A 26322-nucleotide genomic window follows, 5' to 3' on the forward strand; every position below is an offset into this window, starting at 1 on the left:
TTCATTACGATAAAGTGTCATAATGTTTTGATAGTATACCACATGTCTGAATATATATACAATTCCATCTTGATATTTTTTTCACATTGTTTCGTGAATACAGGCCATGTATGTAACCGTTTACATATTTAATGATTTAAATAAAATTCACCATGTAATAAATTGAATATTTATACATATTTATTTAATAAAAATAAAAAAGACCCCTTAACAAAAGGGATCTTTTTTGTATATTTTATTCAATTATTGACCATATCATATGCTTTTATCGTTTCTAAAAAAGCTGCTCCGTACTTTTCAAGCTTATTGGATCCGACTCCATTTACTTCTAAAAATTCTTCGCTGTTTTTAGGTCTTCTTGAACACATATCCTGCAAAGTTTTATCGGAGAATATAACAAATGGAGGTACTCCTGCTTCATCGGCTAAAGTTTTGCGTATTTTCCGCAATTCTTCAAACAATGGATCGTTGTCTGCAATCTGCTTGGTGACAACCGCTCCTTTTCGGAGCACTTTTCTTTTGCCTAATAACACATCACGGCCGCCATCCGGCACATAGATAGTCGGGAAAGATCCTTGTTCTACAGCCAGCAATTCTTGGGAAATCATAAACTCGATTAAATTCGCCACTTCTTTTGCGCTATGGTGCTTCAAAATGCCGTAAGTCGATAATTTATCAAAACCGAAATCGATCACTTTTTTATTCCGGGAACCTGTCAACACTTGAGCCGTCATCATCTTTCCGAATTTCTGCCCCATCCGGATGACACAAGACAAGACCATTTGCACATCCGTTGTCACGTCCATACTCTCCCGGTCATCGTTGCAGCTGCTGCAATGTCCGCAAGGTTCAGCAGTTTTATCGCCGAAGTAATGGATGATAAATTGTTGGAGGCAATTTTCCGTATGGCAATAGTCGACCATCCCTTGAAGTTTCACCAATTCTCCTGGAATACGGCTTGGATCTTGGGCTTGATCGATAAGAAAACGCTGGGTCTGCACGTCTTGTGAAGCATATAAGACGATGCATTCACTCGGCAGTCCGTCACGGCCAGCACGTCCCGCCTCCTGATAGTAGCTTTCCATATTCTTCGGCAGCTGATAGTGGATGACATAACGGATATTCGATTTATCAATGCCCATCCCGAACGCATTAGTGGCTACCATCACTGTCACTTCATCGTTCAAAAAACGTTCTTGTCCATTCTTCCGTTCCATATCCGGCATCCCTGCATGATACCTTGCAGCTTTGACGCCTTTTTTGATCAGCATCTCGTAAACCGAATCGACCGTTTTTCGGGTAGCGGCATATATAATGCCCGCTTCCTTTTCATTTTTTTGGACGTACTCTTTCACAAACCGATCGCGGTCCTGCCCTTGCACAACAGAAAACGTTAAATTCGCACGTTCAAAACCGGTCATGATCGTATGCTGTTCTTCAATATTTAAAATACGGCAAATATCTTCACGGACTTGAGGCGTTGCAGTAGCTGTCAATGCCAACACAGTCGGATTATTCGGGAACAACTCCATCATTCTGCTGATCAAGCGATAGCTTGGGCGGAAATCATGCCCCCACTGCGAAATACAATGCGCTTCATCGACTGCAATCAGCGGCACATGGACGCCTTGCAATTCGTTTAAAAACATTTCCGAATCCAGGCGTTCCGGTGCGATATATAATAATTTCACAGCGCCGCGTTGGACGTCATATAAAATTTCACGAACTTCTTCAAAATCCAGCGAGCTATTAATATACGCAGCCGGAATTCCAGCCGCCAGCAAAGAATCCACTTGGTCTTTCATCAAGGAAATCAATGGCGATACGACAATTGTCGTCCCTTCCATAACAAGTGCAGGAATTTGATAGCACATCGACTTCCCGCCGCCTGTCGGCATGACACAGATGGAATTATTCCCTTCAAAAACCTGGGAAATCGCTTGTTCCTGACCTAGCCGAAATGACTCGTATCCAAAATACGACTGCAATATTTTTCTTGCTTCTTCCAACAAAATTAAACACTCCTAATACTCGTCTCGTATGAGTAGCTTATCATATTTCCTTCCCTTTTTCTTGCGCCAGAATCCCTCTTTGCACGCCCGGTGATCAACTAAAAACAACCTAAGAGCATAGGCTCTCAGGTTGTTTTCGCTTTCATTCCACTTTTTCCAACAGAAAAAAGAATGGTTTCTTATCCCCTTTCCAATCCATCATTCCTACCAGGATCTGTTCATTCACTTTACGAAAATGATCGTGAATCGGCAGGTTGTCGTAAATCATGGCTGCACTTAAAACACCTCTATGCTTCACCATCCGGATCCGCGCTTTGCCCCCAGCTGCTTTCAGAAGCTTTCGCTTGTCCATCAGCGGAACAGGATCCATCGCCACAACTTCTCCGTCTGGCATCTCAAACAATAAAGGATCCACATTTTCAGCGTCACGGAAAGCTTTGCCGTACCAATTCAACTCGCTTAATACGCCGTCTAACGGATGGCCAGTCGGAAATTCCCTGCCTTTCCATGTGCCGATCAGCTCTTCTAAGCTTACTGTTTCTAGTCCATCATAGAGCCGGCAAGCGGTGTGCGTGTCTGATCCGCCCGCCGCTAGAATCGCCCAAAACTCACTGTTCGCTTCCATCTCTGACACTCCTCTAGATTTCCATCTCCCAGCGTTTCGCTTCTTCTTCCTTCATTTGCTTTTCGGTTTCCTCTGGATAAGCTGTACGGAATTTATGAGAATCAAGCGGGATGACTTCCACCATTTTCGCTATCATATCAGCGGGATCGTATTGGTCTTCCAATGCTTTATCCGCTTCTTCCATATCTTCTTTTTTCGTGAAATGGATTTTCTCGTCATACCATTTCCATTTTGCTTCCGCACTGCGATCATTAAACCCTGTAGCGAAAGCCCCGGGATTAATGGTTGCCACTTTTACGCCAAATCCTTCAAGTTCTTTTTGCATCGTCGCTGCAATCGCTTCAATTGCATGTTTAGTAGCCGTGTACGGCCCCACGTAAGGCGTTGCCATAATCCCCGCCATCGAAGACATGAAAATAATTTTCCCTTCACCTTTTGCTACAAATTTCTGTGCCGCAATTTGAGCTGTTTCAAGCGTACTGAACACATTCACTTCAAATAATTCACGAAAATTTCTCATCGGCACTTCGCCAAGAGGCCCGCCTTCATTCACAGCGGCATTGGCCACGAATATATCAAAATCGTAATCAAGCATTTGAGCAAGGTCCTGCGGGTTTTTAATATCCATTTTGAATACTTCAAGTTCGACTCCCGCAGCTTTAGCATCTTCTCTTAAAGCAGTAACTTGCGGTGCTGTTTCAACAGGCGCTATGACTCGATGGCCTTTTTCAGCCAGTCCTAAAGCTGCCCCTTTGCCTAATCCGCTTCCTGCTCCGGTAATAAATATTGTCTTTGACATACAATCGTCCTCCTAGCAATTTTTTCTTCTATCATTCTTCTTCCCTTCTGCTAAAGAGATAAACAACCATTTCCGAAAAATGCGGCCAGCAGCAATTGACTTCCTTCTATAATATAGTCCTTATTTATGGAGTAAATGCTTTTTAGAAACAACCGGCATAGTTTATCCGCTATCACCATTAAGAAGAACTCTTTACCACTTGTGGCTTTACAACCCAATCGTAAAGGGTTTGTTTTCTTTTTGAAAAAATCGCTGTCGTTAGATAACTAAACATAAGAACATATACGAAGCCGCCAACCACCATATAAAAAACCGGAACCGGATCATTTCCAAGAACCATTAAACGATAGACAAGGAAATGCGATAGTTCCCATGGGACAAACTTCAAGAGATTTCGGATAGCAGACCGAAGCAAGCCAGGCTTTTGGCCATCTAAAGTGACTACACGTATTTTCATCTTCCTTTTTCCAAAGGTCTGCCCTTTGCCAAGGCTATCAAAAGCGGCGAAATAAATGGTGACTGGAAGTGTGACCATAAAAAATCCAGTAAATTGGGAAACTTCTAAAGATCCTTGAAAAAAGCTTTGGAGAGAAGGGAAAATAAAAACAGTAAGCACCATGAGTGAAAGAAGATATCCGGCAATCAACAGATAATCAATCAGAAAAGCCTTAAATCGCTGAATGACAGAAACATTCATCGACCATCCTCCTCTGTTAAACTGGGGAACAGCAAAAAACGCCTACCTTAATAGAGGTAGACGTTTTTATGCAATTGATCCATATGGCTCACGAGCTCGCCGCTCCATAACTTCCCATGCGACGTTTGACTTGTATATAAGAAGCAGCTTCAGCAATTTCAGTTTTATCCAAGGGCTTATTATCCAGCATTAAATTATACTCTTCAATAGCGGCAGCATTTTGAAGATCCAAGTCAATGACTCTTTCAGACCGGTCTAGCAAGAGGTCAACAGACACGTCGAAGAAATCAGCGAGACGAGAAAGATGGCTGACCGTTATCTGTTTTTTGCCGCTCTCATAGGCCCAAACAGTGCTTTTGGCAAAACCGATCTTCTCCGCCATTTCTTCTGGTGACAGCTTTTTCGCTTCTCTTAAATCCCTGATTTTCTTCCCTAGATCATTCATAATACTTTATCTCCTTTTATATTAAATTCTAACTATTTTAAATATAATGTATATTATAATTTTTTTCAAGATATTTCTATATATTTCTATAATTTATTTGAAAAAATTTGTACAACTAGTGAACAAAACCGTTATACAAATAATTGAAATTTCAATATTTTTGGAAAATAAAAGAAAAATTATTCTTTTTAAATTTCGTTCCCAATCTATAATGCAAATTATTCAAAATCAAATAATTATTCCAATAAAGCTTATCTATTTTAAAAATCATTTTTAAATATCATTATTAATCTGTAATATAGGTTTTTTTCCCAATTTGTAGATTTATTTTGATTTTTGGACCTAAAAAAAGTATTATAGTAACATACATTAAAAGGGGGTTGTAAGATGTCTGACAAATATAGTCGCGAAGACATCGTGAACAGTGTTCCTCAAAAAGGATTTTTTGGCCATCCAAAAGGCCTGTTCACACTATTTTTCACTGAATTTTGGGAGCGTTTTTCTTACTATGGAATGAGAGCAATTCTTGTTTACTATATGTATTACGAACTTTCTCAAGGCGGACTTGGTCTTGACCGTACAGTAGCTCTTTCCATCATGTCTATATATGGTTCGCTTGTATATATGTCGGGAATTATCGGAGGATGGCTTGCCGATAGAGTTTTCGGAACATCAAAAGCCGTTTTCTACGGTGGTATCCTCATTATGCTTGGACATATCGCTTTAGCGATTCCGGGCAGTTTGTCTCTATTCTTCGTTTCAATGGTCTTAATCGTACTCGGAACCGGCTTATTGAAGCCGAACGTTTCCAGTGTGGTCGGTGAAATGTATGCAGAAAACGATGACCGCCGGGATGCCGGTTTCAGTATCTTCTATATGGGGATCAACCTCGGGGCATTTATCGCACCTTTGATCGTCGGTACTGTCGGAATGGATATCAACTTCCACCTTGGCTTTAGTATTGCCGCCGTCGGCATGTTCTTAGGTTTAGTGCTTTTCATGGTTACAAAAAAGAAAAACCTTGGTTTAGCCGGTACAATTGTCCACAACCCGCTAACGCCAGCTGAAAAATCAAGAACGATCAAGATTTTCTCTGTTGCAGCTGTTGTAATTGCTGCAGTCGTCATCTTAGGGCTTCAATATGGTTTCTTGACATTCGATAGTTTCATCGCAACTGTAGGTGTTCTGGGTATTTTAATTCCCACCGCTTACTTTATCGTCATGTACCGCAGCAAGAAGACGAACGAAGTGGAACGCTCACGCCTGATTGCGTATATTCCTTTGTTTATCGCTGCAGTTATGTTCTGGTCAATCCAGGAACAAGGTTCGACAATTTTAGCTGCTTACGCAGATACACGGACTGACCTGGAATTTGCAGGCATTACGATTTCACCTGCTTGGTTCCAGTCGTTGAATCCATTATTCATCATTACGCTAGCTCCTGTATTTGCTTGGTTGTGGGTAAGATTAGGGACTCGTCAACCGTCAATTCCGCAGAAATTCTCACTTGGACTTCTGTTTGCCGGATTGTCATTCCTAGTAATTCTTTTACCCGCTTATTTCGGCGGAACAGACGCTTTAGTCAACCCACTATGGCTGGTACTCAGCTATTTGATCGTTGTTCTTGGTGAACTATGCTTGTCGCCGGTCGGTTTATCCGCTACGACAAAATTAGCGCCATCGGCTTTCTCAGCACAGACAATGAGCTTATGGTTCCTGTCTAATGCCGCTGCTCAAGCAATCAACGCTCAATTGGTGAAATTCTATACCGTTGAAAACGAAATGATGTATTTCGGAATCATCGGCGGTGCTTCTATTGCACTAGGTATTCTTCTATTCTTGGCTGCTCCTGCGATCCAGCGCTATATGAAAGGCGTTCGCTAAACTGCCAAATTATTACAAAACCCCTAAAGCAGACGCTTCAGGGGTTTTGTTTTATATTCTACTATACTAATTTCATTCAATTTCCAATCCTAATTGTCTTGCGAAAGCTAAGGCCTGCTGTTCCGATACTTTGCAGCCTGCCAATTTTTCAATCGTCACTTGAATGTTTTCAAACGAGTTGCTGCTTAGATCTACTCCATTTAAACTGGTTTCTACAAAATTCACATCACTCATGTCACAGCCGTCGAATTCTGTCTGTTTCAACTCCGCTTCATAAAAATCGGCATAGCGCATCAACGAACTTTCAAAGCGTGATGTGTTGCAGAGCGAAAAGCCGAAAGTGGCATAATTTAAAACGCAGTCTTTAAATAACGTATGGCGGATACCTGCTTCAGCAAAATTTGTCCCGACTAATTTTGAGTTATGAAATTCTGCCCGGTGAAAAACGCACCGGCTAAAGTCTGCATTTGATAAATCACAATTTACGAATTGCACGTCGATAAATTCACTTCGCGGCCATTGGACTTCCAGAAAGTTCACGTTCTCAAATATCACTTTATCGATATGCAGCGCTTCTTCCGCTTCGTATTCGATTGTTTCCTGCGAAATTTTGCAATCCGTTAAGTAATGGTCATCCAATGCTGACTGAAACGTTTTAACAGTCAGGTCCTCAGCAATAAGCGGTTCAGATCTTTTCGATTTTCTCACAGAATTTCTCCTTTAATTGATAAACGGCCGCTCAATTCACAGCGGCCGTTTATCTACGGTTGATTATTTGGGAACAGTTTGGCGGTTCAGGCATGAATTGACGACAGTCGGTTCTACAATTCGGTCATCCGTCACTTCCACTTGATGCAATTTGTTGTTGTGCATAAACTTGAAAATCCCGTTGTTGAAATCCGTTCCAATATCTTTGAAGAAGATGCCTTCGTATTGGCATTCTCTTGTTTGGGAGAAACTGATTTTGTAGGTGTCTGCATCTTTCACTAAATAACAGCGGACGCCTTTTTCAAATTCTTCATGGTCTTCTCCTTTAATGCTCCGGTCAACTGAAACTACATGGAAATCTGCAAAAGGGATTTCACGCAGCAGCGAGTTCATAAACGAACCTTTTGTAATTTCTTCCCATCGGCTCTTAGCTGTCTGTCCGACGATAATCTGTGTGATATTCAAATCATGTGCCACTTCCGCGATGACTTTTGCGGAGGGGCGTTTTTCATTGTCCCGGATTATGAATTCTTCCGCTTCATATTCTTCAGCTAATTCTTTCCAGCGTTCAACATATTCGGATTTCTCCGCGTCAAACTCATCAAATGGAAGCGAATCTACAGTTAAAATATACAGCGGGCAGTCAAGCATGCTTGAGAGTTTATGGCCACGGTTAATCAAACGTTCACCATTTGGTCCATAAAACACACACACCAATATGCTTTCATCCATCCGTCCTCTAATTTTTTTCATTATCTATACCCCTCCAGGGATTAATATTCGTAAGCCGCAATTTCAAAACTATGAAATTATACTGCGGATCTTAATAAAAATCAAGGGTTTATACTTTTTGTGTCTCACCTTAATTTTGTTCCGTTTTTTATCGCTTAATCTGTACCATATCGAAGTTATCAAGTGAAAGCAAGCCCTATTTCCTGTATAATTTATTCTATATGGCTTTGTGTCTTTATGGAGTCTTTTGCCTTTCTATTCCTATTGAAAACATTTATCCTTTGCTTTACATATCCATTTCCCGTTTTTCCGTTTTTTATTCTGTGTCAGGAGGTTCACTTTATGCATCTATTGATTTTCGCAATCTTAATTCCATTCTTTGCGGCCGCCCTCATCCCTCTTCTTTATAGGCGGGTCGGAAAGTTAAATATCGGTTGGTTTGTCCTCATTATACCCCTGGTATTATTCATCATTTTCGCCCTACGGATCCCGGATATTTCCGCTGGCGATACGATCGCCGCAACGTTGGAATGGATTCCTTCGCTGGGCATCAATTTCTCCATCTATTTGGACGGCCTCAGCTTAATTCTCGCGTTGTTGATCACGGGTATGGGAAGCTTGGTCATTCTCTACTCCATCTATTATCTATCTCCATATGACTCATTGCCGCATTTCTATGCTTATTTGCTTCTTTTCATGGGCGCCATGCTCGGTGTCGTACTTTCCGACAACTTGCTCGTGCTTTATGTATTCTGGGAGTTGACAAGCATATCCTCTTTTCTATTAATCGCTTTTTGGTTCCACCGCAAAAATTCACGCTACGGTGCCCAAAAATCTTTGTTGATTACTGTATTCGGCGGTTTTGGGATGTTAGCGGGTTTTATCATGCTTCATACGATGACAGACACTTTCAGTGTCCGTGAAATTGCTGCAACGATCGGCCAGTACACAGACCATTCACTCTTTTATCCAGCCATGTTCCTTGTGCTGCTCGGTGCATTCACTAAATCAGCCCAATTCCCTTTCCACATTTGGCTCCCTGACGCTATGGAAGCTCCTACACCCGTCAGCGCTTATCTGCATTCCGCTACGATGGTAAAAGCCGGCATCTATTTGGTCGCGCGGTTTACGCCTGTCTTCGGCGGCACTTCTGCTTGGTTCTGGACAGTCACATTGGTTGGGCTGGTCACACTGTTCTGGGGTTCTTTCTGTGCAGTACGCCAAACGGATTTAAAAGCTTTGCTCGCGTATTCCACTATCAGCCAATTAGGATTGATCATGAGCTTATTCGGAATGGGGTCAGCGGCGCTTTATTTCGGCGATGGCAGCGATGGCGCTTTATACGGACTCGCGACTTTCGCCGCTCTTTTCCACCTAGTCAACCATTCCACATTCAAAGGCGCGCTCTTTATGGTTGTCGGTATTGTCGATCACCAGGTTGGTACGCGGGATATCCGGCGTTTAGGCGGCTTGATTTCGTTTCTCCCGATTACCTTCACGTTTGCTATGATCGGCAGCTTCTCGATGGCCGGGCTTCCTTTCTTCAATGGGTTTTTAAGCAAAGAGATGTTCTTTACAGCGTCTCTCAATTCGACCGCGCTTCCGATTTTTTCAGCAGGCACGTGGGGCTGGCTGATTCCGGTGATTGCTTGGACAGCCAGTGTCCTGACTTTCGTCTATTGTATGATTATCGTATTCCGCACTTTCCTTGGAAAGCCGCAGCTGAAAAAACTGGATAAAAAACCAGTGGAACCGCCGATCGGGATGCTGATTTCCCCAGCAATTCTATCGATTTTAATTGTCGGCATCTTCTTTGCCCCTAATTTATTGGGAGACCATCTGCTCCGTCCGGCACTAACTGGCGTACTGCCGGGAATTACAGGAGCGGCACCTCATATTACAGCTTGGCACGGCTTCCAGCCGGAACTCTGGATGACGCTTGGCGTTATCGTAGTCGGAAGTATTTTATTTGCAACTTTCCGCTACTGGAAAAGAATTTATACGTTCATTCCGGATACTTGGACGTTCAATAATCTGTACAACCGTTTCTTAGCCGGATTGGAAAACAACTCAAATACGTTGACTTCCCTTTATATGACGGGTTATTTGCCGCATTATTTCGCTTATATCTTCACCTTCTTCATTTTAGTAGCAGGCGGCACTTTAGTGTTTACCGGAGCTTTATCCATCGATTTTTCCAACGATGCGCCTGTTAGCCCTTATGAATTTTTGTTGGTGTTGGTCATGATGATTGCCGCTGTAGCAATCTTATTTGTAAAATCACGATTGACTTCTATCTTGCTGAACGGCGTCCTTGGATTTTCCATTGCGATTTTCTTTGTATTATTCCGCGCGCCGGATTTAGCGTTGACCCAATTGGTCATTGAAACCGTTACGACTGTTCTTTTCCTGCTATGCTTCTATTTCTTGCCGGAACTGAAAAAAGACATAATTCCGAGAAACGCCAAAATACGCAATGCCATTATTGCTGTTGCTGGCGGGGCTACTGTCGTTTTGATCGCTCTTTCTGTGCATAGCGGAAAACTATTTGAATCCATTTCCAGCTATTTTGAAAATTCATATGAACTGGCTGGCGGAAAAAATATCGTCAATGCAATTTTAGGCGATTTCCGCGGCTTTGATACGATGCTCGAATCTCTTGTACTTTTCATCGCGGGTATCGGGGTATATACCTTGATTCGGATTAAAAGCGGAAAGGAGCCGAAAAAAAATGAAGATAAATGACGTCATTTTAAAAACGGTCTCCAAAGCTGCCGTCCTGATTATTTTCACGTTTGGCATCTACCTTTTCCTATCCGGCCATAATGAGCCGGGCGGCGGGTTTATTGGCGGGCTTGTCCTTGCTTCTGCCTTTGTTCTCCTATTCTTGTCTCACGATTCGGAAACGATCAGTGATGCCATCCCACTCGACTTCAAGAAAATTTCAGCTTTGGGGGTCTTAATCGCTTTCGCAAGCAGCACGGTGCCGATGTTTTTCGGACAGCCGTTCATGAGCCAGTCTTTCGGCTATTTCGACTTGCCGATCTTCGGCAAAACAGAACTTGCGACCGTGACCGTTTTCGAAGCTGGGGTTGCACTGACGGTTATCGGTGTTGTCGTAAATATTATCTTTAGCATAAGTGAGGATGAGTAGCCGATGGAAACCTTAATCATATTATTGGTCGGCGTCCTTACAGCTGTCGCCATCTATCTAGTTTTATCTAAAAGTTTGATCCGCGTCATTTTAGGTACTGCCATCTTTTCCCATGCTGTCCATCTATTGATTTTATCTATGGGCGGCTTGAAAAAAGGCACGGTGCCGCTTCTCGGCGAAGAAGCGCCAAGCTATGTCGATGCCTTGCCGCAAGCTTTGATTTTGACGGCCATCGTCATCAGTTTTGCCGTTACAGCTTTCATTCTTGTTTTGGCCTTCCGTGCTTATCAAGAACTTGGCACGGATGACTTGGAAGAAATGAGAGGTGTAAATGATGAATAATATAGTCTTGCTTCCCATGCTTTTGCCGATTCTGGTAGGAGTGGTGTTAATATTCTTACGTGCTTACGGGCGCGTTCAGGCTTGGTTCAGTATCGGCGTCATGGCGGTCAGTGCCGGAATTGCCTTTTACTTATTGGAACAAGTTCAGACGAATGGAATCCTTAGGCTGGATTTCGGTGGCTGGGAGCCGCCTTTCGGTATATTGTTTGTGGCAGACTCTTTTTCCTTGCTTCTTGTTCTGACCACTGCCATTGTCGCTACGATTATCCTATTGTATGCCATGTTTTCAGCTGGAAAATTTCTGCAGACAACTTATTTCTATCCGACCATTCTTTTCTTGATAGCCGGCGTCAACGGATCTTTTTTAACTGGTGACTTGTTCAATCTATTTGTCTGTTTTGAAGTGATGCTTTTGTCTTCATATGTTCTCCTTACACTTGGGGGCAATAAACGGCAGCTTCGTGAAGCAATCAAATATGTAGTCATTAACATCGTTTCTTCCTGGTTCTTCTTGGTGGCTTTAGCGTATCTCTACGGAGCTGTCGGCACTTTGAATATGGCACATGTTTCCGTCAGAGTGGCCGAGGCCGGACAAGGTCCGCTTCTCACTACAGTCAGCATCATCTTTTTAATTGTTTTCAGCTTAAAAGCCGGATTGCTTCTTTACTTTTGGCTCCCTGGTTCGTATAGTGCACCTCCCGCTGTCACTTCAGCATTATTTGGAGCTTTGCTGACGAAAGTCGGGATTTATGCATTATTCCGTGTATTTTCATTGATTTTCTACCATCAGCCGGAAATTACGCATACGATTATCGGGGCGATGGCGGCGCTAACTTTAGTTGGCGGAAGCCTCGGGGCTATCGCCTTCAACGATATCCGCAAAATTGCCGCTTACAATGTGGTCATCGCTGTTGGCTTTATCTTAGTCGGTTTGGCCGTTTCGACTCCGAATGCGGTCGAAGGAGCGATTTACTACCTGATTCACGATATGGTGATCAAGGCATTATTATTCTTATTAGTCGGCACGATCATTTCATTAACCGGTACTGCCATGCTCGATAAAATGAGTGGATTGATGAAAAACTATCCGTTACTTGGCTGGTCTTTCTTCATTACGATGCTTTCATTAGCCGGAGTACCGCCGCTTAGTGGATTCATCGGGAAAGTGCTGGTTTCAGAAGGAGCTGTCGAAAGCGGCTCTTATGGATTGTTGACGCTTGCTCTGCTGTCCAGCCTTTTTGTCCTGTACTCATTGCTGCGAATCTTCAAAAACAGCTTTTGGGGCGAGACCATCGTCAGCAAGGAAGATCAAGTGCCTTTGAAGAAGACGCTTTTGATCCCCTGCCTACTGCTGGTATTGATGACTGTCGGCCTTGGACTCGGTACAGAATTGATTTCGGGTTATGTAACCGACGCAGCTGAAACCCTTCTCAACCCGGATATCTACATCGATGCAGTGATGGGAGGCGGCGAATCATGATATGGATCTGCTCGCCCGCTGCGATGAAAGGAGTGGATGCACATGCCTGCACAGTTCCTGATTAATATTATGATTGCGTTTCTATGGACATTATTGATGGATGAAGATGCGTTTCATATCTCCACTTTTATCGGCGGTTATTTAACAGGGATCGGAATTCTCTTTCTCATGCACCGATTTTTCGGAACGAAGTTTTATTTGATCCGCGTCTACTCGACGATAAAACTTTTATTCATTTTTATATCTGAGCTCGCTCAGTCAAGCTTGCTGATCATGAAGCAGATTCTGAGTCCGAAGCTTAATATAAGCCCTGGCATTTTCACTTACGAACACAGCATGGAAGGCGATTATGAGTTGACCACATTGGCACTTTTATTGACCTTGACTCCTGGATCCGTCGTAATGGAAGTTTCACCCGATGGCAAAACTTTTTACATTCACGCGATGGATGTGGAAGAATCACGGGATTCTGTATTAAAATCAATCAAAGTTTTTGAAAAAGCAATTATGGAGGTGACACGCGGATGATACAAACAATCTTAACTATTGCCTTATCGCTTTTCTGTTTAGCGATCCTATTGGCTCTTTACCGCATCATTGTCGGGCCATCGATGCCAGACCGTGTTGTCGCTTTGGATATGATTGGTGTTAACCTTATCTCCGGTGTTGCAGTTTTTTCTGTCGTGCTCCATACACATGCTTTTTTGGAAGTTATTTTGATTGTCGGGATATTGGCTTTTATCAGTACCCTGGCACTCGCCCGCTTTGTTGAGAGGGGGGATATCGTTGAGCATAAGAGAAATAATTGAATTCGCAGGCGTTCTTCTGATTCTCATCGGTTCGATAATGGCTGTCATCAGCGCTATCGGAATCCTTCGGCTGCCTGACGTTTATACGCGATCCCACGCCGCAACGAAAAGCTCTACTTTAGCCGTATTGCTTTCATTAATCGGCACGTTCATTTACTTTTGGGCATCTGAGGATTTTATCAGCGTCCGGCTTTTGCTCGGTATCACCTTTGTCTTTTTAACCGCTCCGGTGGCTGGCCATTTGATTACACGGGCAGCTTATCGCTCGAACGTTAAATTATCCGAAAGTTCCACGGAAGATGCGTTAGAGAATGTGATTGCAAGACCTCAAAATACGGACAATAAAAGCGGCGAATCCTAAAAGGAACGCCGCTTTTTCTATTGTCATGAACACTTGGAAGGTTATGGATTTCTTCCCTTTATCACGTTTACACCAAAATTGATAAGGGAATACCAAAACAAACGAGCGGTGAAGGAGTGTTGAGATGGAAAATGTGAAGGATACTTTCAAAGAAGTAGCCGCTGCTATTCTCCCCGTCACGATTGTCGTCATCCTTTTACAGCTGACAATCATCCGATTGCCTTTAGAAGCTTTGCTGCAATTTTTGATTGGCGCTGCATTTGTCAGCATCGGTTTTTTCCTCTTTTTGCTCGGCGTTACTGCTGGTCTTCTGCCTGTCGGTGAAATGATCGGCAAACGATTGCCGAAAACGAAGAAATCCTGGCTTATCATCGGCACCGGCTTTTTGCTCGGCTTGGCGGTCACAATTGCAGAGCCGGATGTCCGGGTGCTTGCCAAGCAAATTGACCAAGTTTCTGGCGGCGGTATCAGTGCCGGAATATTAATCCTCTCAGTTGCCCTTGGCTTGGCGATTTTTGTCGCATTAGCCATGGTACGGACAATCTACAGCATTCCTATCCATTATTTGCTGATTGGCGGATACATCGCTGTATTTATCTTGTCTATGTTCGTCCCAGATGCTTTTGTCTCAATTTCTTTCGATGCCGGCGGAGTAACAACAGGGCCAATGGCAGTTCCTTTCATCCTCGCACTCGGTGTCGGTGTAGCGTCTGTTTTACGTACGAACTCCTCTTCTGCCAGTGAAGGCTTCGGCCTTATCGGTCTGGCCTCCATAGGGCCGGTCCTGGCGATTATGATTTTGGGGGTGCTATTTCAGTGAACCTTCATGTGTTTGATGGATTTTCGCAAATCCTCGAAGAAGTTGGCATTGCGCTTGTCCCCTTATTTATCTTCTTTGCTATCTTCCAGATTTTCATGCTTAAACTGCCTAAACAACGGGTATTGCAAATATTACTCGGATTCTTCTTAACTTTTCTCGGATTGGCTTTCTTCCTTCAAGGTGTTCATGTGGGCTTTTTCCCAATTGGCGAAATGATGGGAAAAACACTTGGGGAAAAATCAGCCACTTGGATTCTTATTCCCATAGGATTCATTCTCGGTTTTGTAGCAACCTTTGCGGAACCCGCAGTTAGTATCATGAATGACGAAGTCGATCGGGTAACCGGGGGATACATCTCTCAAAAAATGATGCTATATACCGTTTCTATCGGCGTTGGATTGTCTGTCGCTCTTTCTATGTTCCGCATTCTTTCCGGCGTTTCGCTTTGGTACTTTCTCATCCCGGGCTACTTGCTGGCCTTGGTCCTGATTTTCTTTTCCGAGAAAATTTTCATCGCTATCGCTTTTGACTCTGGTGGAGTTTCTACGGGACCGATGACTGTGACGTTCATTTCGGCTATGGCCGTCGGTGTGGCTTCTGTCACCGAAGGCCGGGATCCGCTATCAGACGGGTTCGGCCTGATTGCTTTGGTCGCATTGACACCCATATTGGCGGTTCTCATTTTGGGGCTGATTTTCAAGAGTAAAGGTGGGGCTAAAAAAAATGAACCTGAATCATAGATTGATGATTGCTGTTGTTAAACGCGGACATTCGAGAGAAGTAATCGCTGCTGCTAAAAAAGCAGGGGCTGACGGGGCCACTATTCTCTACGGCGAAGGCATTGGACGCAATGAAAAACCTACTTTTCTGGGATTGCCGGCCACACATGAAAAAGATGTGATTTTCATCGCGATTGATGGCACGCTGGTAGATCCAGTGGCTGATGCCGTGACCCAGGCCGGGAAACTTGGAAAACCAGGCTACGGTTTGGGATTCACTGTCCATTTAAGCCAGCTTTTAGGCGTTCCTCATCTCTCCGACCGTCCAAATGACGGCAAAAAAAAGAAAGGTGGGCAATCGATGCGAGCTGCACATGAACAATTCAATTTGATTGTGACGATCGTTAATAGCGGAGACTCCAGTAAAGTAGTAAAAGCGGCAGCTAAAGCAGGCGCGGAAGGCGGAACGATCCTCACGGGCCGCGGCACCGGTGTCAATGAACAGCAGAAATTCATGAATTTTACGATAGATCCTGAAAAAGATGTTGTGTTGACCCTGATACCTGAAGACTATACTGAAGCGGTCATTGAAAGCATACAGAATGCCATTGATTTGTATGCTCCCGGCAAAGGAATTGCCTTTTTAATCGATGTCGAAAAAGTTTTTGGCGTCAACCATTCTTCATTTGACAGCTCCAAACAGTAAAAAGCTTGGAATCCTGACGATTCCAAGCTTTTTCATTTCTTCTTATGCAGATGCAGCAGGCTGACAATAACAATCCACAACGAGCGTTTTGTTTGCTGCTTTCCCTTTTTTTGCCGTTTCCGCATTCGCCCATATTCCACTTCTGCCTTCATATCTTTCATTTTTTGCTGCCTGACCGTTTCATCAGTATAGAACATTCGGAATCGCCTCCTCTCTTTAAAGAGCAAGTTCGCCCACATTCTGCAAGCCTGTATGTTCATGTTCAGCAGATTCATCAGATGAATTTTTTATCTGCCCTTCATTGGCCCGCAACTTGTTTTGGACAACCCCTTTTTGAATATCTTTTGAAACTTTGATTTCGCCAAAATTGTCTATTGCTGCTAACTTGCTGTTCAAGGTTACTTCTGTCACGTCTTCATCCAAAATCAGTAAGCCCTCTACAATCAGGTTGGTTGCCGGCTCGAGTGACTGGAATTGCGCATCCGACCATTTTTGCTCGCCTTCCACCCACATATAATGCTGCCCATATGATAGGACCTCAGTTTCCAATCGATCCAATTTTTCGTACATCAAATCTTCCAGCTCTTCGCTGCAGATGATATAGGACTTGGAATTGATATTATCGATAGCTTCATTAAATGCTTCACGTGCAATTCCAGGTTCAAAAATCAACGGCTTTTTAGTAAACAGCTTTTTCTCTTTTAAACTTCGGATAGAGCGGGAATTGATGCGCAATGCTTTTTGCAAAACGGCATAACCGGCGGGAATCACCTGAATAATGCCATTGGCTGCCGTTTTCATTTTTCGGTAAAGTGCGCTTTCCTGTTCTTCGTGGATCCGAAGAACCCCATTAACGTCGATTTGGCCGATTTTTTCGTCAAACAGAACCATGTCCAGGTCTTTTGCAAACTCGACGACACCGCTAACCACTAAATACATCGGCGCTTCTGCCGCATGCAAGAAAGAGTTGCTGAGTTTGAAATGGCTGTTTTCAAAGTAAGGAGTTTGCCCTGTGTACGGTTTTAATGTTCGATTGCCTTCAGGAAACAGCCGGCTGACTAATCCTATTAAGTGTTCGGGCGCATATATATCGCCATTGACAATCAGTGTTAGCTGCCGCTTTTCCAGATCTTCTGCTGCAACATCCTTTTTGAATACGACCGTGCCGTTCACTAATAATTTCTGTTCGCCGCCGAGCGATTGAAGATAGGCGGAATCGACTGCCAGTTCCCCGTTATAATAACGGTAATCTTCCGGCAGTTCGAGGCTTGCTCCTAAATTGCCGATCGTTAATGCGCCGAGCAGATGCGCATTGCCGGAACGATAAATCACCGCTCCTACATTTTCAATTCGTTCGACTTTTTTTACGCTTTCCTCTGTAGCATTCAATAAATTCAGCAGTCCCACATTGCCAATTTTTTGTCCCATCACAAATCATCCTCCAACTGTTTTCTCAATTGCTTTATTGCGTGGTGCAGTTTGTAGCGAATGGTTGCAGCAGGCGCTCCCACTTGTTTTCCGATTTCGCCGCTGGTCATGCCCAGCCAATACCGCTTAAATACGAGGTCACTTAGCTCCGGCGTTAACTGGCCCAGTAATTCGACCATTTCCAAATGATTCAATGAAGCCGGCTTTTCGGGAAAATCGATTTCTTCTTCCCAGGCAGACAACCGGCTTTCTTTTCGCCGATCGTCGATTAAGCGATTTTTCATCACCCGAAAAAACCAAGCGCGCTGTTTGTAAACCGGTAAGTGCTCTAACTCTTTTTCTTTCAATGACTTCTCCCAAGCGTCCTGAACCAAATCGTCTGCTTCCTGCTCGTGGCGGGAGATGGAGCGGGCGAACCGGGTGATGTCTTTTATTAAACTGTCATACATCGTATTCGCTTCCATCCCACTCCCCGCTTTCTGCTGTATTTCCTTATTCATTAAGATAACGGATGGGAAGGACAAAGTGTTTGAAAAAAAACAAAAAAATTTTGAAACACTAAATTAATGTGAAGCATATTCTTTTCAAGCCGTTCCTTCTCTCGATCTTTCACAGCAAAAAACCGGCAAACCTTCAAAAGGTTTGCCGGTTTTTTTATTTAATTCTTAATAAGGGTCTGCTTCATGCCCTTTGCTCGATGCCGCTTGCGCTACTTTGCTCGCTGCAGGCTTGCCGTATACTTTCGGGCCATTGTCTTTCATTTCTTTCATTGCTTGGATTTTCGCTTCCATGTTTTCACGTACACGGCGTCCGTAGTCTTCGTCCGCCTGCGTGAAATGATGGATCATCTCTTCTTGGATGCGTGGATCGCAAACAGATAATGCGTCGCCCAAGTTATTGATCAATTCTTCGCGTTCCCAATCTTCAAAGCTACGGTAAGTTTCACCCGCTTGCCCGTAATTGTTCGTACGGTCGATTGGCGCTTTCATCACTTTGTCATTATACGCCGGCTCATGATCCGGTGTTACCTGCTCCGCTTCTTTTACGCCGCCAAGTACAGATGGCTCGTAATTGATATGCGGATTTGGCACATGCTCAACTTTACGGTCCATCGCACCGCCATATTGGTTTGTTGCCACACGTTTCTTCGGTGCGTTAACCGGCAATTGCAGGTAGTTCGCTCCAACGCGATAGCGCTGTGTATCGGAATACGAGAATGTACGTCCTTGCAGCATCTTATCATCAGAGAAGTCAAGTCCGTCAACTAAAACTCCTGTACCGAATGCAGCCTGTTCAATTTCTGCATGGTAGTTTTCCGGATTGCGGTTCAAGACCATTTTTCCGACAGGAAGGAATGGGAATTGATCCTGTGGCCATAATTTCGTATCATCTAGTGGATCAAAATCAAGTTCCGCATGTTCGTCGTCGCTCATAATTTGAACGAACAACTCCCATTCCGGATAATCTCCGCGTTCAATTGATTCGAACAAATCCTCTGTTGCATGGCCTGTATTTTCCGCTTGAATCTCGTTGGCTTCCGCCTGCGTTAAATTGCGGATGCCCTGCTTTGGCTCCCAATGGTATTTAACAAGAACGGCTTCGCCTTTATCATTCACCCATTTATACGTGTTTACGCCTGAACCTTGCATATGGCGGTAAGTCGCCGGAATGCCCCATGGCGAGAACAGGAACGTAATCATATGCGTCGCTTCCGGAGTGCGTGCTACAAAGTCAAACATGCGCTCAGGGTTTGGAACGTTTGAAACCGGGTCGTTTTTAAAAGCATGAATCATGTCCGGGAATTTCATTGCATCACGGATAAAGAAAATCTTTAAGTTATTTCCGACTAGGTCCCAGTTGCCGTCTTCTGTATACATTTTAACTGCAAACCCGCGTGGGTCGCGTGCCGTTTCAGAAGAATGGCGAGATCCTGCCACTGTCGAGAAGCGCACCATTAAAGGTGTCTGCTTGCCTGCGCCTGAAAATACTTTAGCGCGTGTATATTTTTCTACCGGCTCATCGCCGACTTTGCCGTAAGTTTCGAAATAACCGAATGCACCCGCTCCTCGCGCATGAACAATCCGTTCTGGGATTTCTTCACGGTCGAAATGAGAGATTTTTTCGATGAAATGATAATTTTCTAAAGTAGCCGGGCCACGGTTGCCGACAGTCCGTATATTCTGATTGTCTCGTATCGGATGGCCTTGACGGTCTGTTAACGTTGATTCGTCTTCACCAGTGCCCATTTTGTTTTTAAACTCTTCATGGTTTTCCTTCATTAAAAGAATCCTCCTCCACAATAGTCTATCACCCTATCATCTTCCCTTTATCCGCCCAAGCTAAACTTAGAATCCCTCTTTTTAATAAAGAAGTTTTTGTCCTTGCTTGCAGATAGACAAACTGACAGAAATATGAAAAACTGAAGGAATAACAACAGAGAGAAAGCAGGGCTGGAAATGAGTGTAACATTAAAAGAAAAAGGAAAATTGGATCCATTGAAAGTCTTTTTGAAAGTTTCGGCTGCTTATTTAATTACCCGCTTTTCCACTCGCAAAGAGAAGAAAAAGATCGTTTTAGTCGGCGGTAACCTCGGTGAAAAATACGAAGACAACGCATCCGTTTTTCACACCTACCTCACCAAAAACCATTCAGACCAAGTGACTGCGTACTGGATGTATGATCCGAAGACTACATATGCCTTAAACGGCAAAATTCCAAATGCGATTCCGCTTGGCAGCTTTAAGAATTATCTTCTTTTTTTCAAAGCAGATTATACGTTCCATGGACATTCACTAATGTATGACATTGCGCCTTCTGTCGATAAGTTTTTATTCCTCAATAAAAAAACCGTCATTACCCATATTAGCCATGGCATCGAAGGATTCAAGAAAATTCTGATCCAAAAAGAAGATGTACCGTTGCTGAAGCGTACGGATTATTTCAATTGCGCGTCTGAATATGAAAAAGAGCTGAAGTTGACGGAATGGAAGATGCCTGAGAACAAGCTGATTGTCACTGGCTTTCCGCGTTTTGACCGCTACCCGACCAATAGGCCGGCCAAACAAGTGAAGAGCATCTTGATGATGATGACTTGGCGGGAATGGCTTTACGGCCTGAGCGAAGAAGAATTTTTGGACAGCGCTTATTTTAAAAACACGGTCGGCATCATCCAGCATAAAGGCATCCGCGAATTGCTGAACCGAAACGGCGTTGTCATGCAAATCGCCCTCCATCCTTTCATGAAAAAATTCGAGAATTACTTTACGAATTTAGACGATTCCGAAAGCAGCATCGAATTTCTTGATTCGCAGCGCGTCTCGATCGAACGCAGCATCCAAGAAACCGATATGCTGCTGACCGATATCAGCAGTGTTTCCTGGGACTTCCTGTATCAGAATAAACCCATCATCTTCAATATGTTCGACCAGGAAGAATATGAGGCAAAACGCGGTTCCTATTTGGACCTGGATAAAGATTTGTATGGCTACAAAGCTGCGACCGTGGATGAAGTCTACCATAGCCTTGCGAAGATTATTGAAGGCGGCATAAACACCAATGAATGGTATCCGCTCGCACCAAAATATATCGACTTTTTTGATCAGCAAAATTGTGAACGTTTGGCCCAGCGCGTTCTGGGAGTAGCTTAAAATAAAATGCCAAATGAAAAAGCACAAGCAGAAGTGATCAGCTTCCGGTTGTGCTTTTTCGGTTATTCCACTTTTTTTGCTTGGACAATCAATCTGAATTCATTCGAATTTTCGGGATAACAGGTAATTAGCGATGCCAACGCCATCCCTTTTTTCGGTTTCAGAACATCCACTTGCTCTGGCTTTACAATTTGAATATCGAACACTTCGAAAGCCATTTCCTCATTGATGGTTTCAAGAGTAAAACGGTCTCCTGATTCGAGTTCGTCCAAGCGATTGAAAAACTTGCCGAACACATGGGCTTGATGGCCAGCTATGGCGTAGCTCCCATCCATTTCCCCCGGTTCATCCAACCCTTCGATCGAACCCAGTGCTTTATCCAGATTGGCAGGCGATGCACCTGCTAAAACTGGCGATTTCAACTCGATGGCAGGAATCGTCAAAACAGCTTCCACCTCGTCGGGCAGTTCAGCTGCTTCAGCATTGATGCCAAAAGCTTCATTTTGCAAAGGCAGTTCGGTGCTTGCTTCTGTTTTCACCGACTCGAATGCTTCAATTAATCCCAGCTGTTCTTCTTTTGTTTGCTTCATTCCCCAAGCGAGGACAATCAACAAAACTAATCCTGCAACAATCATGAAATTGCTCATCCATTTTTTCATAGCCATTTTCCTTTAGGCAAAGCGGCGCATTGTGATTCCGCCTGCAAGTAAAAGCAATGCTGCCATTAAAACCATCAAGCTGTCGACTGGACCGCCAGTTTTCGGCAAAGTAGAAGCCATTGACGAATCGCTGTTTGACGCCTTGCCGTCAGATGCAAATGCCGATTGGGAATCCATCAAGTCCAGCGGAGAAGTTCCTGCCGAAGCCATCAATCCGATTAATGCACTACGGCCGCTAGAATCATTGTTTCCATTTTTTTCTCCATTTGATCCATTCGAGGTACCTGTTCCGGCATTTCCGGTATTCCCATCATTTCCAATCACATCTCCACCTGATAGAGATCCGTCGCCTGCCGGAGTACCTGGCAATGCTGGCGTTCCTTCTCCCGGTGTAGTTCCCGGTGTTTCCGCGCCTGGCTGTTCACCTGGAATTGTGCCTGGTGTTTCTGTACCTGGTTGTTCAACTGGGTCTGTGCCTGGTGTTTCTGTACCTGGCTCTTCACCTGGGTTTGTGCCTGGCGTTTCTGTACCTGGCTGTTCACCTGGGTTTGTGCCTGGTGTTTCTTCACTAGGAGTTTCTGGTGTTGCAGTTGGCGGTGCCGCTGCAAATCCTTCATTGCCCAATAAGGTTACATCAAGTCCACCTAGAATTCCATCCAGTAAACTGATGGTCAAAAGGCTTGAACCTGTAGAACGCCCGCTTTCATCTGCATTGTTTTGATTTTCAAGCAATCCTACATGTAGATTTCCCAAAAGAGGCAATTTGTCTAATCCAAGATGCAAAATCCCTTCAAAACCTGAAGATTCAGTTGCGGCTCCATCAACAGATGCTGAGTTTCGTTCCGGCAATACTTGAAGATTTAAATTATCTGCAACCAATAGATCTTCAAGTGAAAGGTCCAACACCGAACGTTCATCAGTAAAGGCATTTTCTGTGGCAGTGCTTTCATTTTTCAGGAGCCCCAATCCTGTTTGCCCCGTTAAAATCAAATCTTCCAAAGAAAGATCAACTGCTGCTTGCTCTTCAGAAATTTCATCTTCGGTTATCGAGCTTTCATTCTTCAAGACTTCAAGATCCGTTTGCCCGACCGCAATTAATTCCTCGATCGCAACATCAGCCACTGCATCTTTCTGGAAAGATTCTGTTTCAGATGAAGAGTTCTCGCTTTTTAAAACATCGATTGCTACCTCATCAGTAACAACTGTGTCTTCTGTTGATACATCGATTACGGCTTGCTTTTCGGAACTGTCTGTTTCCGTCGCGGCACTTTCGTTTTTAAGCACTTCCACTTCCAGCTCATCCGCAACTAATGCATCTTCAATTGAGACATCAACGACGGCTTGGTTTTCAGAGCTGTCTGTTTCGGTTATCGTGCTCTCATCTTTCAACACCTCTACGTTCACTTGGTCAACAGGCGTTTCTTCCAATTTCACATCTACTACAGCTTCTTTCTCGGAAGTGCCTGATTCTGATGCTGTGCTTTCATTTTTCAGCACTTCGACATCTGCTTGCTCCGTAATGATTGTCTCTTCAATCGATACATCGATTACAGCTTCTTTCTCGGAAGATTCCGCAGCTGTTGTCGAGCTCTCGCTTTTCAGCACTTCGGCTTCCACTTGGTCCGCGATGATCGCATCTTCCACGGATAGATTCACTGCGGCCTCTTTCTCAGTCGATTCAGATTCTGTGCTGGTCAATAGTTGAACTTCTACATCATCCAACACAGAATCTTCCAACGAGACATTTACTGCAGCTTCTTCGCTTATACTTTCTTCACTGCTTGCGGCTTCTTGTGTTTTAGGAATTTCGATATCCACGCTTCCTGCGACGGGAAGGTCAGAAGTTTCGACACTCAGGACTTCCTCTTCGCTCAATAAATCAATATTCAATTCCAACTGTCCTGATGCTTCACCTTCCGCTTGCACAAGCGAAGGTGCAAAATTCAAGGTTGCCCAAATCCCAAAAGCCGCTCCAGTATAAGTTATCCATGTTTTTTTCATTAATTCCCTCTCCTTTTTTATTATGATTTAAATCACATATAAAAAAGGAGTGTGAATGGGTGGTTTCCTTAACGGAGTGTGAATCCATTGAATAATCGCATAGCTGTTCTTGTGATACCATAGCTTTTCGGTGGATGCTTTAAAAACTTCGGCATCCGATAAGGTGCCTAAACTTAAATCCGCATGATGTGCGGCAAAAGAATTTGAAGCAAAGACCGACGAAGAAGAACTTGATGATGCAGGTACAGTAGCTATCGAACGCCCCTGGTCTTGGTCTTCCGGATAAGCCTGCTGCTTTGTCTTGTTAGAGGTGGCAGCTGCTTTATTTTCTTCACTTGCCGCCAGTTCTTTTTCCCCTTCTGCCAATTCACCTACATAAACTAAAGCTTCTGGAGTCGCGTCAATATCAGCTCCGCGTGCCGCTGAAGGAGTAAGGCCGCTTTCAATTTCTAAAATAGGCGTTTCTCCTTGCACCACTGCTGATGCTTCTTCAACAATTAGCTTTATCGCCTCGATAGGAACTTTAGTTGGTTCATTAACTGCCGGAGTTGGAATTTCTGCAGTTTCTTCTGCAACTGGCTTTTCAATTACCGCAGGCGTGTCGACGACAGGAATTGACGGTTCCGGAGACGGAGCTGTCACAGGATTTTCAACTGGAGCTGGTGCAGCTTGCTCACCTTTTTCCGGGGCTGGCAAAGCTGGCGTTTTTTCTTCCTGATACGGCAAATCAGCTGTTTTATCAATGATTTCCGTCGTACTGCCGACTGTTTTTTCTGCTGTATCCGCCACCGCTTCCACTGTCCCATTGGCTGCGTCATTCGTCTTTTCAACTGTTTTCTGAACACCTGACGTCACTTTCGTTACGGTTTTATTCACTTCTTTTACGACAGGCGTCACTACTGGAACTTCAGGCAAATTATTGACCGTCTGATCAACTGCTTTAAATACTTCGGAAGTCGTTTTTTCAGTCGTATTTGTCACTTCTTTCACAGTAGTCTTCGCTGCCGGCGTTGTATTGCCGACCACTTTTTCTACAAGTTTCCCCGTGTCTTTTAAAGTGGAAGAAATGATTTTATTGCCCACTGGATCAGCGGTTTTCTTCAAAGTATTGCCCGTAAATTCGAGCGTGTCTTTAACCGTTTTGTCGACGCTTCCAACGGTTTCTTTTAAGATTGAACCCGTCGACTCAGCGGCTTGCCCTGTGACACTTCCAACCGTTTTTCCAACCGTATTCAATGTGCCGCTAATTAATCCTGCAGGCTTTTCTTCAGGTTTCTCCAGTTCATCCGCATGTGCGGCGAACGGCGATAAGGCTACTAAACAGGCACCCATGATAAAAGTACAGATTCCCTTTTTCAAATTTTCACCACCTTAGCGCGAATTATCAAATAATTCATATGATGATTATCTGATTCCCCAGAAGATTTTATTTAAAACTTATTTGGATTATTTTTCTATTAAATTTTTGAGAGTTAATTCCACCGGACAATGATCTGATCCCCAGACGTCCTTATGTATTTTGGCCCCTTTAAATTTCAACGCCAACCGGGCAGAAGCAATAAAATAATCAATGCGCCAGCCTACATTCTTTTCCCGGCAATTCGAGCGGTACGACCACCAAGAGTAGCTGCCGCTTTGCTCCGGGTAAAAATAGCGGAATGTATCAATAAAGCCGCTTCCCAGAAACTCCGTCATCTTGCCGCGTTCTTCCGGCGTAAAGCCCGAATTTTTCCGATTGGCTTTTGGGTTCTTCAAATCGATTTCTTCATGCGCAACATTTAAATCCCCGCAAAGAATAACCGGCTTCCGCTGATCCAGCTTTTTTATATAGGAAAGAAGCGCATCTTCCCAGCGCAAACGATAGTCTAATCGAAGCAGGCTGTGCTGGGAATTAGGCGTGTAAATGGTCACAATAAAATAATCTTCATATTCTAGGGTGATGGCGCGCCCTTCTGTGTCATGCTCCGCTATTCCCAACCCATAGTTTACAGAGAGCGGCTGTTGTTTGGTGAAAATAGCCGTACCCGAATAGCCTTTTTTCTCCGCATAATTCCAATAGGTGTAATAACCGGGAAGATCCATTTCAATCTGCCCTGCCTGCAATTTAATTTCTTGCAGGCAAAATACATCTGCATCGACTTCCTTAAAAAAATCCATGAATCCTTTTTTCATAACGGCCCGCAAGCCATTGACATTCCATGAAATAAACTTCAAAACTGCACCTTCCTTTTCTCTTCTATCCTTTAGTGTACTGAAAAGGCAGCACCTTCTCAAACAAGCGATTTTTTGTCAGT

The 26322-nt window shown here is 43.9% G+C and carries 27 protein-coding genes; 12 read left to right on the plus strand and 15 right to left on the minus strand.

Annotation, left to right across the window (positions count from 1 at the left end; translation table 11 throughout):
- Positions 1-239: 239 nt before the first annotated feature.
- From recQ to AC2EXB_RS16815, 5 genes are all read right to left on the minus strand, one after another.
- Positions 240-2012, minus strand: a complete 1773-nt coding sequence (gene recQ / locus AC2EXB_RS16795) for a DNA helicase RecQ (RefSeq protein WP_483602425.1) — start codon at positions 2010-2012, stop codon at positions 240-242.
- Positions 2013-2154: 142 nt separating this feature from the next.
- Positions 2155-2637: a DUF4334 domain-containing protein gene (locus AC2EXB_RS16800; protein WP_483602426.1), complete on the minus strand. Its 483-nt coding sequence runs from the start codon at positions 2635-2637 to the stop codon at positions 2155-2157.
- 13 nt (positions 2638-2650) lie between these two features.
- Positions 2651-3436: an SDR family oxidoreductase gene (locus AC2EXB_RS16805; protein ID WP_483602427.1), complete on the minus strand. Its 786-nt coding sequence runs from the start codon at positions 3434-3436 to the stop codon at positions 2651-2653.
- A gap of 178 nt (positions 3437-3614) precedes the next feature.
- Positions 3615-4133 (minus strand): RDD family protein, encoded by a 519-nt coding sequence (locus AC2EXB_RS16810; RefSeq protein ID WP_483602428.1) that lies wholly within the window; start codon positions 4131-4133, stop codon positions 3615-3617.
- 88 nt (positions 4134-4221) lie between these two features.
- The gene (locus AC2EXB_RS16815) at positions 4222-4578 is read right to left on the minus strand and encodes a helix-turn-helix domain-containing protein (RefSeq protein WP_235197356.1); all 357 of its coding nucleotides are present in this window, start codon (positions 4576-4578) and stop codon (positions 4222-4224) included.
- Between the two features lie 387 nt (positions 4579-4965).
- Here AC2EXB_RS16815 and AC2EXB_RS16820 point away from each other — a divergent pair, with 387 nt between their 5' ends.
- Complete coding sequence (locus AC2EXB_RS16820; RefSeq protein WP_483602429.1) at positions 4966-6462, plus strand: peptide MFS transporter; 1497 nt, start codon at positions 4966-4968, stop codon at positions 6460-6462.
- Between the two features lie 72 nt (positions 6463-6534).
- Here AC2EXB_RS16820 and AC2EXB_RS16825 read toward each other — a convergent pair whose 3' ends face one another.
- Both AC2EXB_RS16825 and AC2EXB_RS16830 read right to left on the minus strand, forming a co-directional pair.
- Positions 6535-7170, minus strand: a complete 636-nt coding sequence (locus tag AC2EXB_RS16825; RefSeq protein ID WP_483602430.1) for a pentapeptide repeat-containing protein — start codon at positions 7168-7170, stop codon at positions 6535-6537.
- Positions 7171-7233: 63 nt separating this feature from the next.
- A complete protein-coding gene (locus AC2EXB_RS16830; RefSeq protein ID WP_235197359.1) occupies positions 7234-7923 on the minus strand; it encodes a universal stress protein in 690 nt (229 codons plus the stop codon).
- Positions 7924-8244: 321 nt separating this feature from the next.
- Here AC2EXB_RS16830 and AC2EXB_RS16835 point away from each other — a divergent pair, with 321 nt between their 5' ends.
- The 10 genes from AC2EXB_RS16835 (at position 8245) to AC2EXB_RS16880 (ending at position 16293) form a co-directional block, all read left to right on the plus strand.
- Positions 8245-10647: a Na+/H+ antiporter subunit A gene (locus tag AC2EXB_RS16835; RefSeq protein ID WP_483602431.1), complete on the plus strand. Its 2403-nt coding sequence runs from the start codon at positions 8245-8247 to the stop codon at positions 10645-10647.
- Positions 10634-11056, plus strand: a complete 423-nt coding sequence (locus AC2EXB_RS16840) for a Na(+)/H(+) antiporter subunit B (RefSeq protein ID WP_052650260.1) — start codon at positions 10634-10636, stop codon at positions 11054-11056. Before AC2EXB_RS16835 ends, AC2EXB_RS16840 begins: the two co-directional genes overlap by 14 nt.
- A gap of 3 nt (positions 11057-11059) precedes the next feature.
- Entirely contained in the window at positions 11060-11398 is a 339-nt protein-coding gene (locus AC2EXB_RS16845; protein WP_235197360.1) for a Na(+)/H(+) antiporter subunit C, read from the plus strand.
- A complete protein-coding gene (locus tag AC2EXB_RS16850; protein WP_483602432.1) occupies positions 11391-12878 on the plus strand; it encodes a Na+/H+ antiporter subunit D in 1488 nt (495 codons plus the stop codon). Before AC2EXB_RS16845 ends, AC2EXB_RS16850 begins: the two co-directional genes overlap by 8 nt.
- 42 nt (positions 12879-12920) lie before the next feature.
- Positions 12921-13406: a Na+/H+ antiporter subunit E gene (locus AC2EXB_RS16855; RefSeq protein ID WP_251476227.1), complete on the plus strand. Its 486-nt coding sequence runs from the start codon at positions 12921-12923 to the stop codon at positions 13404-13406.
- Positions 13403-13687, plus strand: a complete 285-nt coding sequence (locus tag AC2EXB_RS16860; RefSeq protein ID WP_235197363.1) for a Na(+)/H(+) antiporter subunit F1 — start codon at positions 13403-13405, stop codon at positions 13685-13687. Before AC2EXB_RS16855 ends, AC2EXB_RS16860 begins: the two co-directional genes overlap by 4 nt.
- On the plus strand, positions 13665-14048 hold the full coding sequence (locus AC2EXB_RS16865; RefSeq protein ID WP_260107654.1) for a Na+/H+ antiporter subunit G: 384 nt from the start codon (positions 13665-13667) through the stop codon (positions 14046-14048). The genes AC2EXB_RS16860 and AC2EXB_RS16865 overlap by 23 nt, the downstream gene beginning before the upstream one ends.
- A gap of 124 nt (positions 14049-14172) precedes the next feature.
- A complete protein-coding gene (locus AC2EXB_RS16870) occupies positions 14173-14868 on the plus strand; it encodes a DUF1538 domain-containing protein (protein WP_483602433.1) in 696 nt (231 codons plus the stop codon).
- The gene (locus tag AC2EXB_RS16875) at positions 14865-15608 is read left to right on the plus strand and encodes a DUF1538 domain-containing protein (RefSeq protein WP_483602434.1); all 744 of its coding nucleotides are present in this window, start codon (positions 14865-14867) and stop codon (positions 15606-15608) included. The genes AC2EXB_RS16870 and AC2EXB_RS16875 overlap by 4 nt, the downstream gene beginning before the upstream one ends.
- A complete protein-coding gene (locus AC2EXB_RS16880; protein ID WP_483602435.1) occupies positions 15592-16293 on the plus strand; it encodes a P-II family nitrogen regulator in 702 nt (233 codons plus the stop codon). The genes AC2EXB_RS16875 and AC2EXB_RS16880 overlap by 17 nt, the downstream gene beginning before the upstream one ends.
- 32 nt (positions 16294-16325) lie before the next feature.
- On the opposite strand, the gene AC2EXB_RS16885 is transcribed toward AC2EXB_RS16880, so the two are convergent.
- From AC2EXB_RS16885 to AC2EXB_RS16900, 4 genes are all read right to left on the minus strand, one after another.
- Positions 16326-16490: a hypothetical protein gene (locus AC2EXB_RS16885; protein WP_483602436.1), complete on the minus strand. Its 165-nt coding sequence runs from the start codon at positions 16488-16490 to the stop codon at positions 16326-16328.
- A 19-nt stretch (positions 16491-16509) separates the two neighbouring features.
- Positions 16510-17721, minus strand: a complete 1212-nt coding sequence (locus AC2EXB_RS16890) for a hypothetical protein (protein WP_483602437.1) — start codon at positions 17719-17721, stop codon at positions 16510-16512.
- Entirely contained in the window at positions 17721-18185 is a 465-nt protein-coding gene (locus AC2EXB_RS16895; RefSeq protein ID WP_483602438.1) for an RNA polymerase sigma factor, read from the minus strand. The genes AC2EXB_RS16890 and AC2EXB_RS16895 overlap by 1 nt, the downstream gene beginning before the upstream one ends.
- A gap of 201 nt (positions 18186-18386) precedes the next feature.
- Positions 18387-20000, minus strand: coding sequence for a catalase (locus AC2EXB_RS16900; protein ID WP_483602439.1), 1614 nt, complete (start codon positions 19998-20000; stop codon positions 18387-18389).
- Between the two features lie 177 nt (positions 20001-20177).
- On the opposite strand from AC2EXB_RS16900, the gene AC2EXB_RS16905 reads away from it, so the two are divergent.
- On the plus strand, positions 20178-21368 hold the full coding sequence (locus AC2EXB_RS16905; protein WP_483602440.1) for a CDP-glycerol glycerophosphotransferase family protein: 1191 nt from the start codon (positions 20178-20180) through the stop codon (positions 21366-21368).
- A gap of 62 nt (positions 21369-21430) precedes the next feature.
- On the opposite strand, the gene AC2EXB_RS16910 is transcribed toward AC2EXB_RS16905, so the two are convergent.
- From AC2EXB_RS16910 to AC2EXB_RS16925, 4 genes are all read right to left on the minus strand, one after another.
- A complete protein-coding gene (locus AC2EXB_RS16910; protein WP_483602441.1) occupies positions 21431-22027 on the minus strand; it encodes a class D sortase in 597 nt (198 codons plus the stop codon).
- A gap of 12 nt (positions 22028-22039) precedes the next feature.
- Positions 22040-24028 (minus strand): hypothetical protein, encoded by a 1989-nt coding sequence (locus tag AC2EXB_RS16915; protein WP_483602442.1) that lies wholly within the window; start codon positions 24026-24028, stop codon positions 22040-22042.
- 27 nt (positions 24029-24055) lie between these two features.
- Positions 24056-25387, minus strand: a complete 1332-nt coding sequence (locus AC2EXB_RS16920) for a hypothetical protein (RefSeq protein ID WP_483602443.1) — start codon at positions 25385-25387, stop codon at positions 24056-24058.
- An 87-nt stretch (positions 25388-25474) separates the two neighbouring features.
- Positions 25475-26242, minus strand: coding sequence for an exodeoxyribonuclease III (locus AC2EXB_RS16925; RefSeq protein ID WP_483602444.1), 768 nt, complete (start codon positions 26240-26242; stop codon positions 25475-25477).
- Positions 26243-26322 lie beyond the last annotated feature (80 nt).

The sequence above is a fragment of the Planococcus alkaliphilus genome, assembly GCF_057031095.1.

Bases quoted from the DNA above. Each gene is read 5' to 3' on its own strand.
- AC2EXB_RS16800 (WP_483602426.1), bottom strand. From the start codon at position 2,637: ATGGAAGCGAACAGTGAGTTTTGGGCGATTCTAGCGGCGGGCGGATCA.
- AC2EXB_RS16805 (WP_483602427.1), bottom strand. From the start codon at position 3,436: ATGTCAAAGACAATATTTATTACCGGAGCAGGAAGCGGATTAGGCAAA.
- AC2EXB_RS16810 (WP_483602428.1), bottom strand. From the start codon at position 4,133: ATGAATGTTTCTGTCATTCAGCGATTTAAGGCTTTTCTGATTGATTAT.
- AC2EXB_RS16815 (WP_235197356.1), bottom strand. From the start codon at position 4,578: ATGAATGATCTAGGGAAGAAAATCAGGGATTTAAGAGAAGCGAAAAAG.
- AC2EXB_RS16820 (WP_483602429.1), top strand. From the start codon at position 4,966: ATGTCTGACAAATATAGTCGCGAAGACATCGTGAACAGTGTTCCTCAA.
- AC2EXB_RS16830 (WP_235197359.1), bottom strand. From the start codon at position 7,923: ATGAAAAAAATTAGAGGACGGATGGATGAAAGCATATTGGTGTGTGTG.
- AC2EXB_RS16835 (WP_483602431.1), top strand. From the start codon at position 8,245: ATGCATCTATTGATTTTCGCAATCTTAATTCCATTCTTTGCGGCCGCC.
- AC2EXB_RS16840 (WP_052650260.1), top strand. From the start codon at position 10,634: ATGAAGATAAATGACGTCATTTTAAAAACGGTCTCCAAAGCTGCCGTC.
- AC2EXB_RS16845 (WP_235197360.1), top strand. From the start codon at position 11,060: ATGGAAACCTTAATCATATTATTGGTCGGCGTCCTTACAGCTGTCGCC.
- AC2EXB_RS16850 (WP_483602432.1), top strand. From the start codon at position 11,391: ATGAATAATATAGTCTTGCTTCCCATGCTTTTGCCGATTCTGGTAGGA.
- AC2EXB_RS16855 (WP_251476227.1), top strand. From the start codon at position 12,921: ATGCCTGCACAGTTCCTGATTAATATTATGATTGCGTTTCTATGGACA.
- AC2EXB_RS16860 (WP_235197363.1), top strand. From the start codon at position 13,403: ATGATACAAACAATCTTAACTATTGCCTTATCGCTTTTCTGTTTAGCG.
- AC2EXB_RS16870 (WP_483602433.1), top strand. From the start codon at position 14,173: ATGGAAAATGTGAAGGATACTTTCAAAGAAGTAGCCGCTGCTATTCTC.
- AC2EXB_RS16880 (WP_483602435.1), top strand. From the start codon at position 15,592: ATGAACCTGAATCATAGATTGATGATTGCTGTTGTTAAACGCGGACAT.
- AC2EXB_RS16885 (WP_483602436.1), bottom strand. From the start codon at position 16,490: ATGTTCTATACTGATGAAACGGTCAGGCAGCAAAAAATGAAAGATATG.
- AC2EXB_RS16890 (WP_483602437.1), bottom strand. From the start codon at position 17,721: ATGGGACAAAAAATTGGCAATGTGGGACTGCTGAATTTATTGAATGCT.
- AC2EXB_RS16895 (WP_483602438.1), bottom strand. From the start codon at position 18,185: ATGGAAGCGAATACGATGTATGACAGTTTAATAAAAGACATCACCCGG.
- AC2EXB_RS16900 (WP_483602439.1), bottom strand. From the start codon at position 20,000: ATGAAGGAAAACCATGAAGAGTTTAAAAACAAAATGGGCACTGGTGAA.
- AC2EXB_RS16905 (WP_483602440.1), top strand. From the start codon at position 20,178: ATGAGTGTAACATTAAAAGAAAAAGGAAAATTGGATCCATTGAAAGTC.
- AC2EXB_RS16910 (WP_483602441.1), bottom strand. From the start codon at position 22,027: ATGAAAAAATGGATGAGCAATTTCATGATTGTTGCAGGATTAGTTTTG.
- AC2EXB_RS16915 (WP_483602442.1), bottom strand. From the start codon at position 24,028: ATGAAAAAAACATGGATAACTTATACTGGAGCGGCTTTTGGGATTTGG.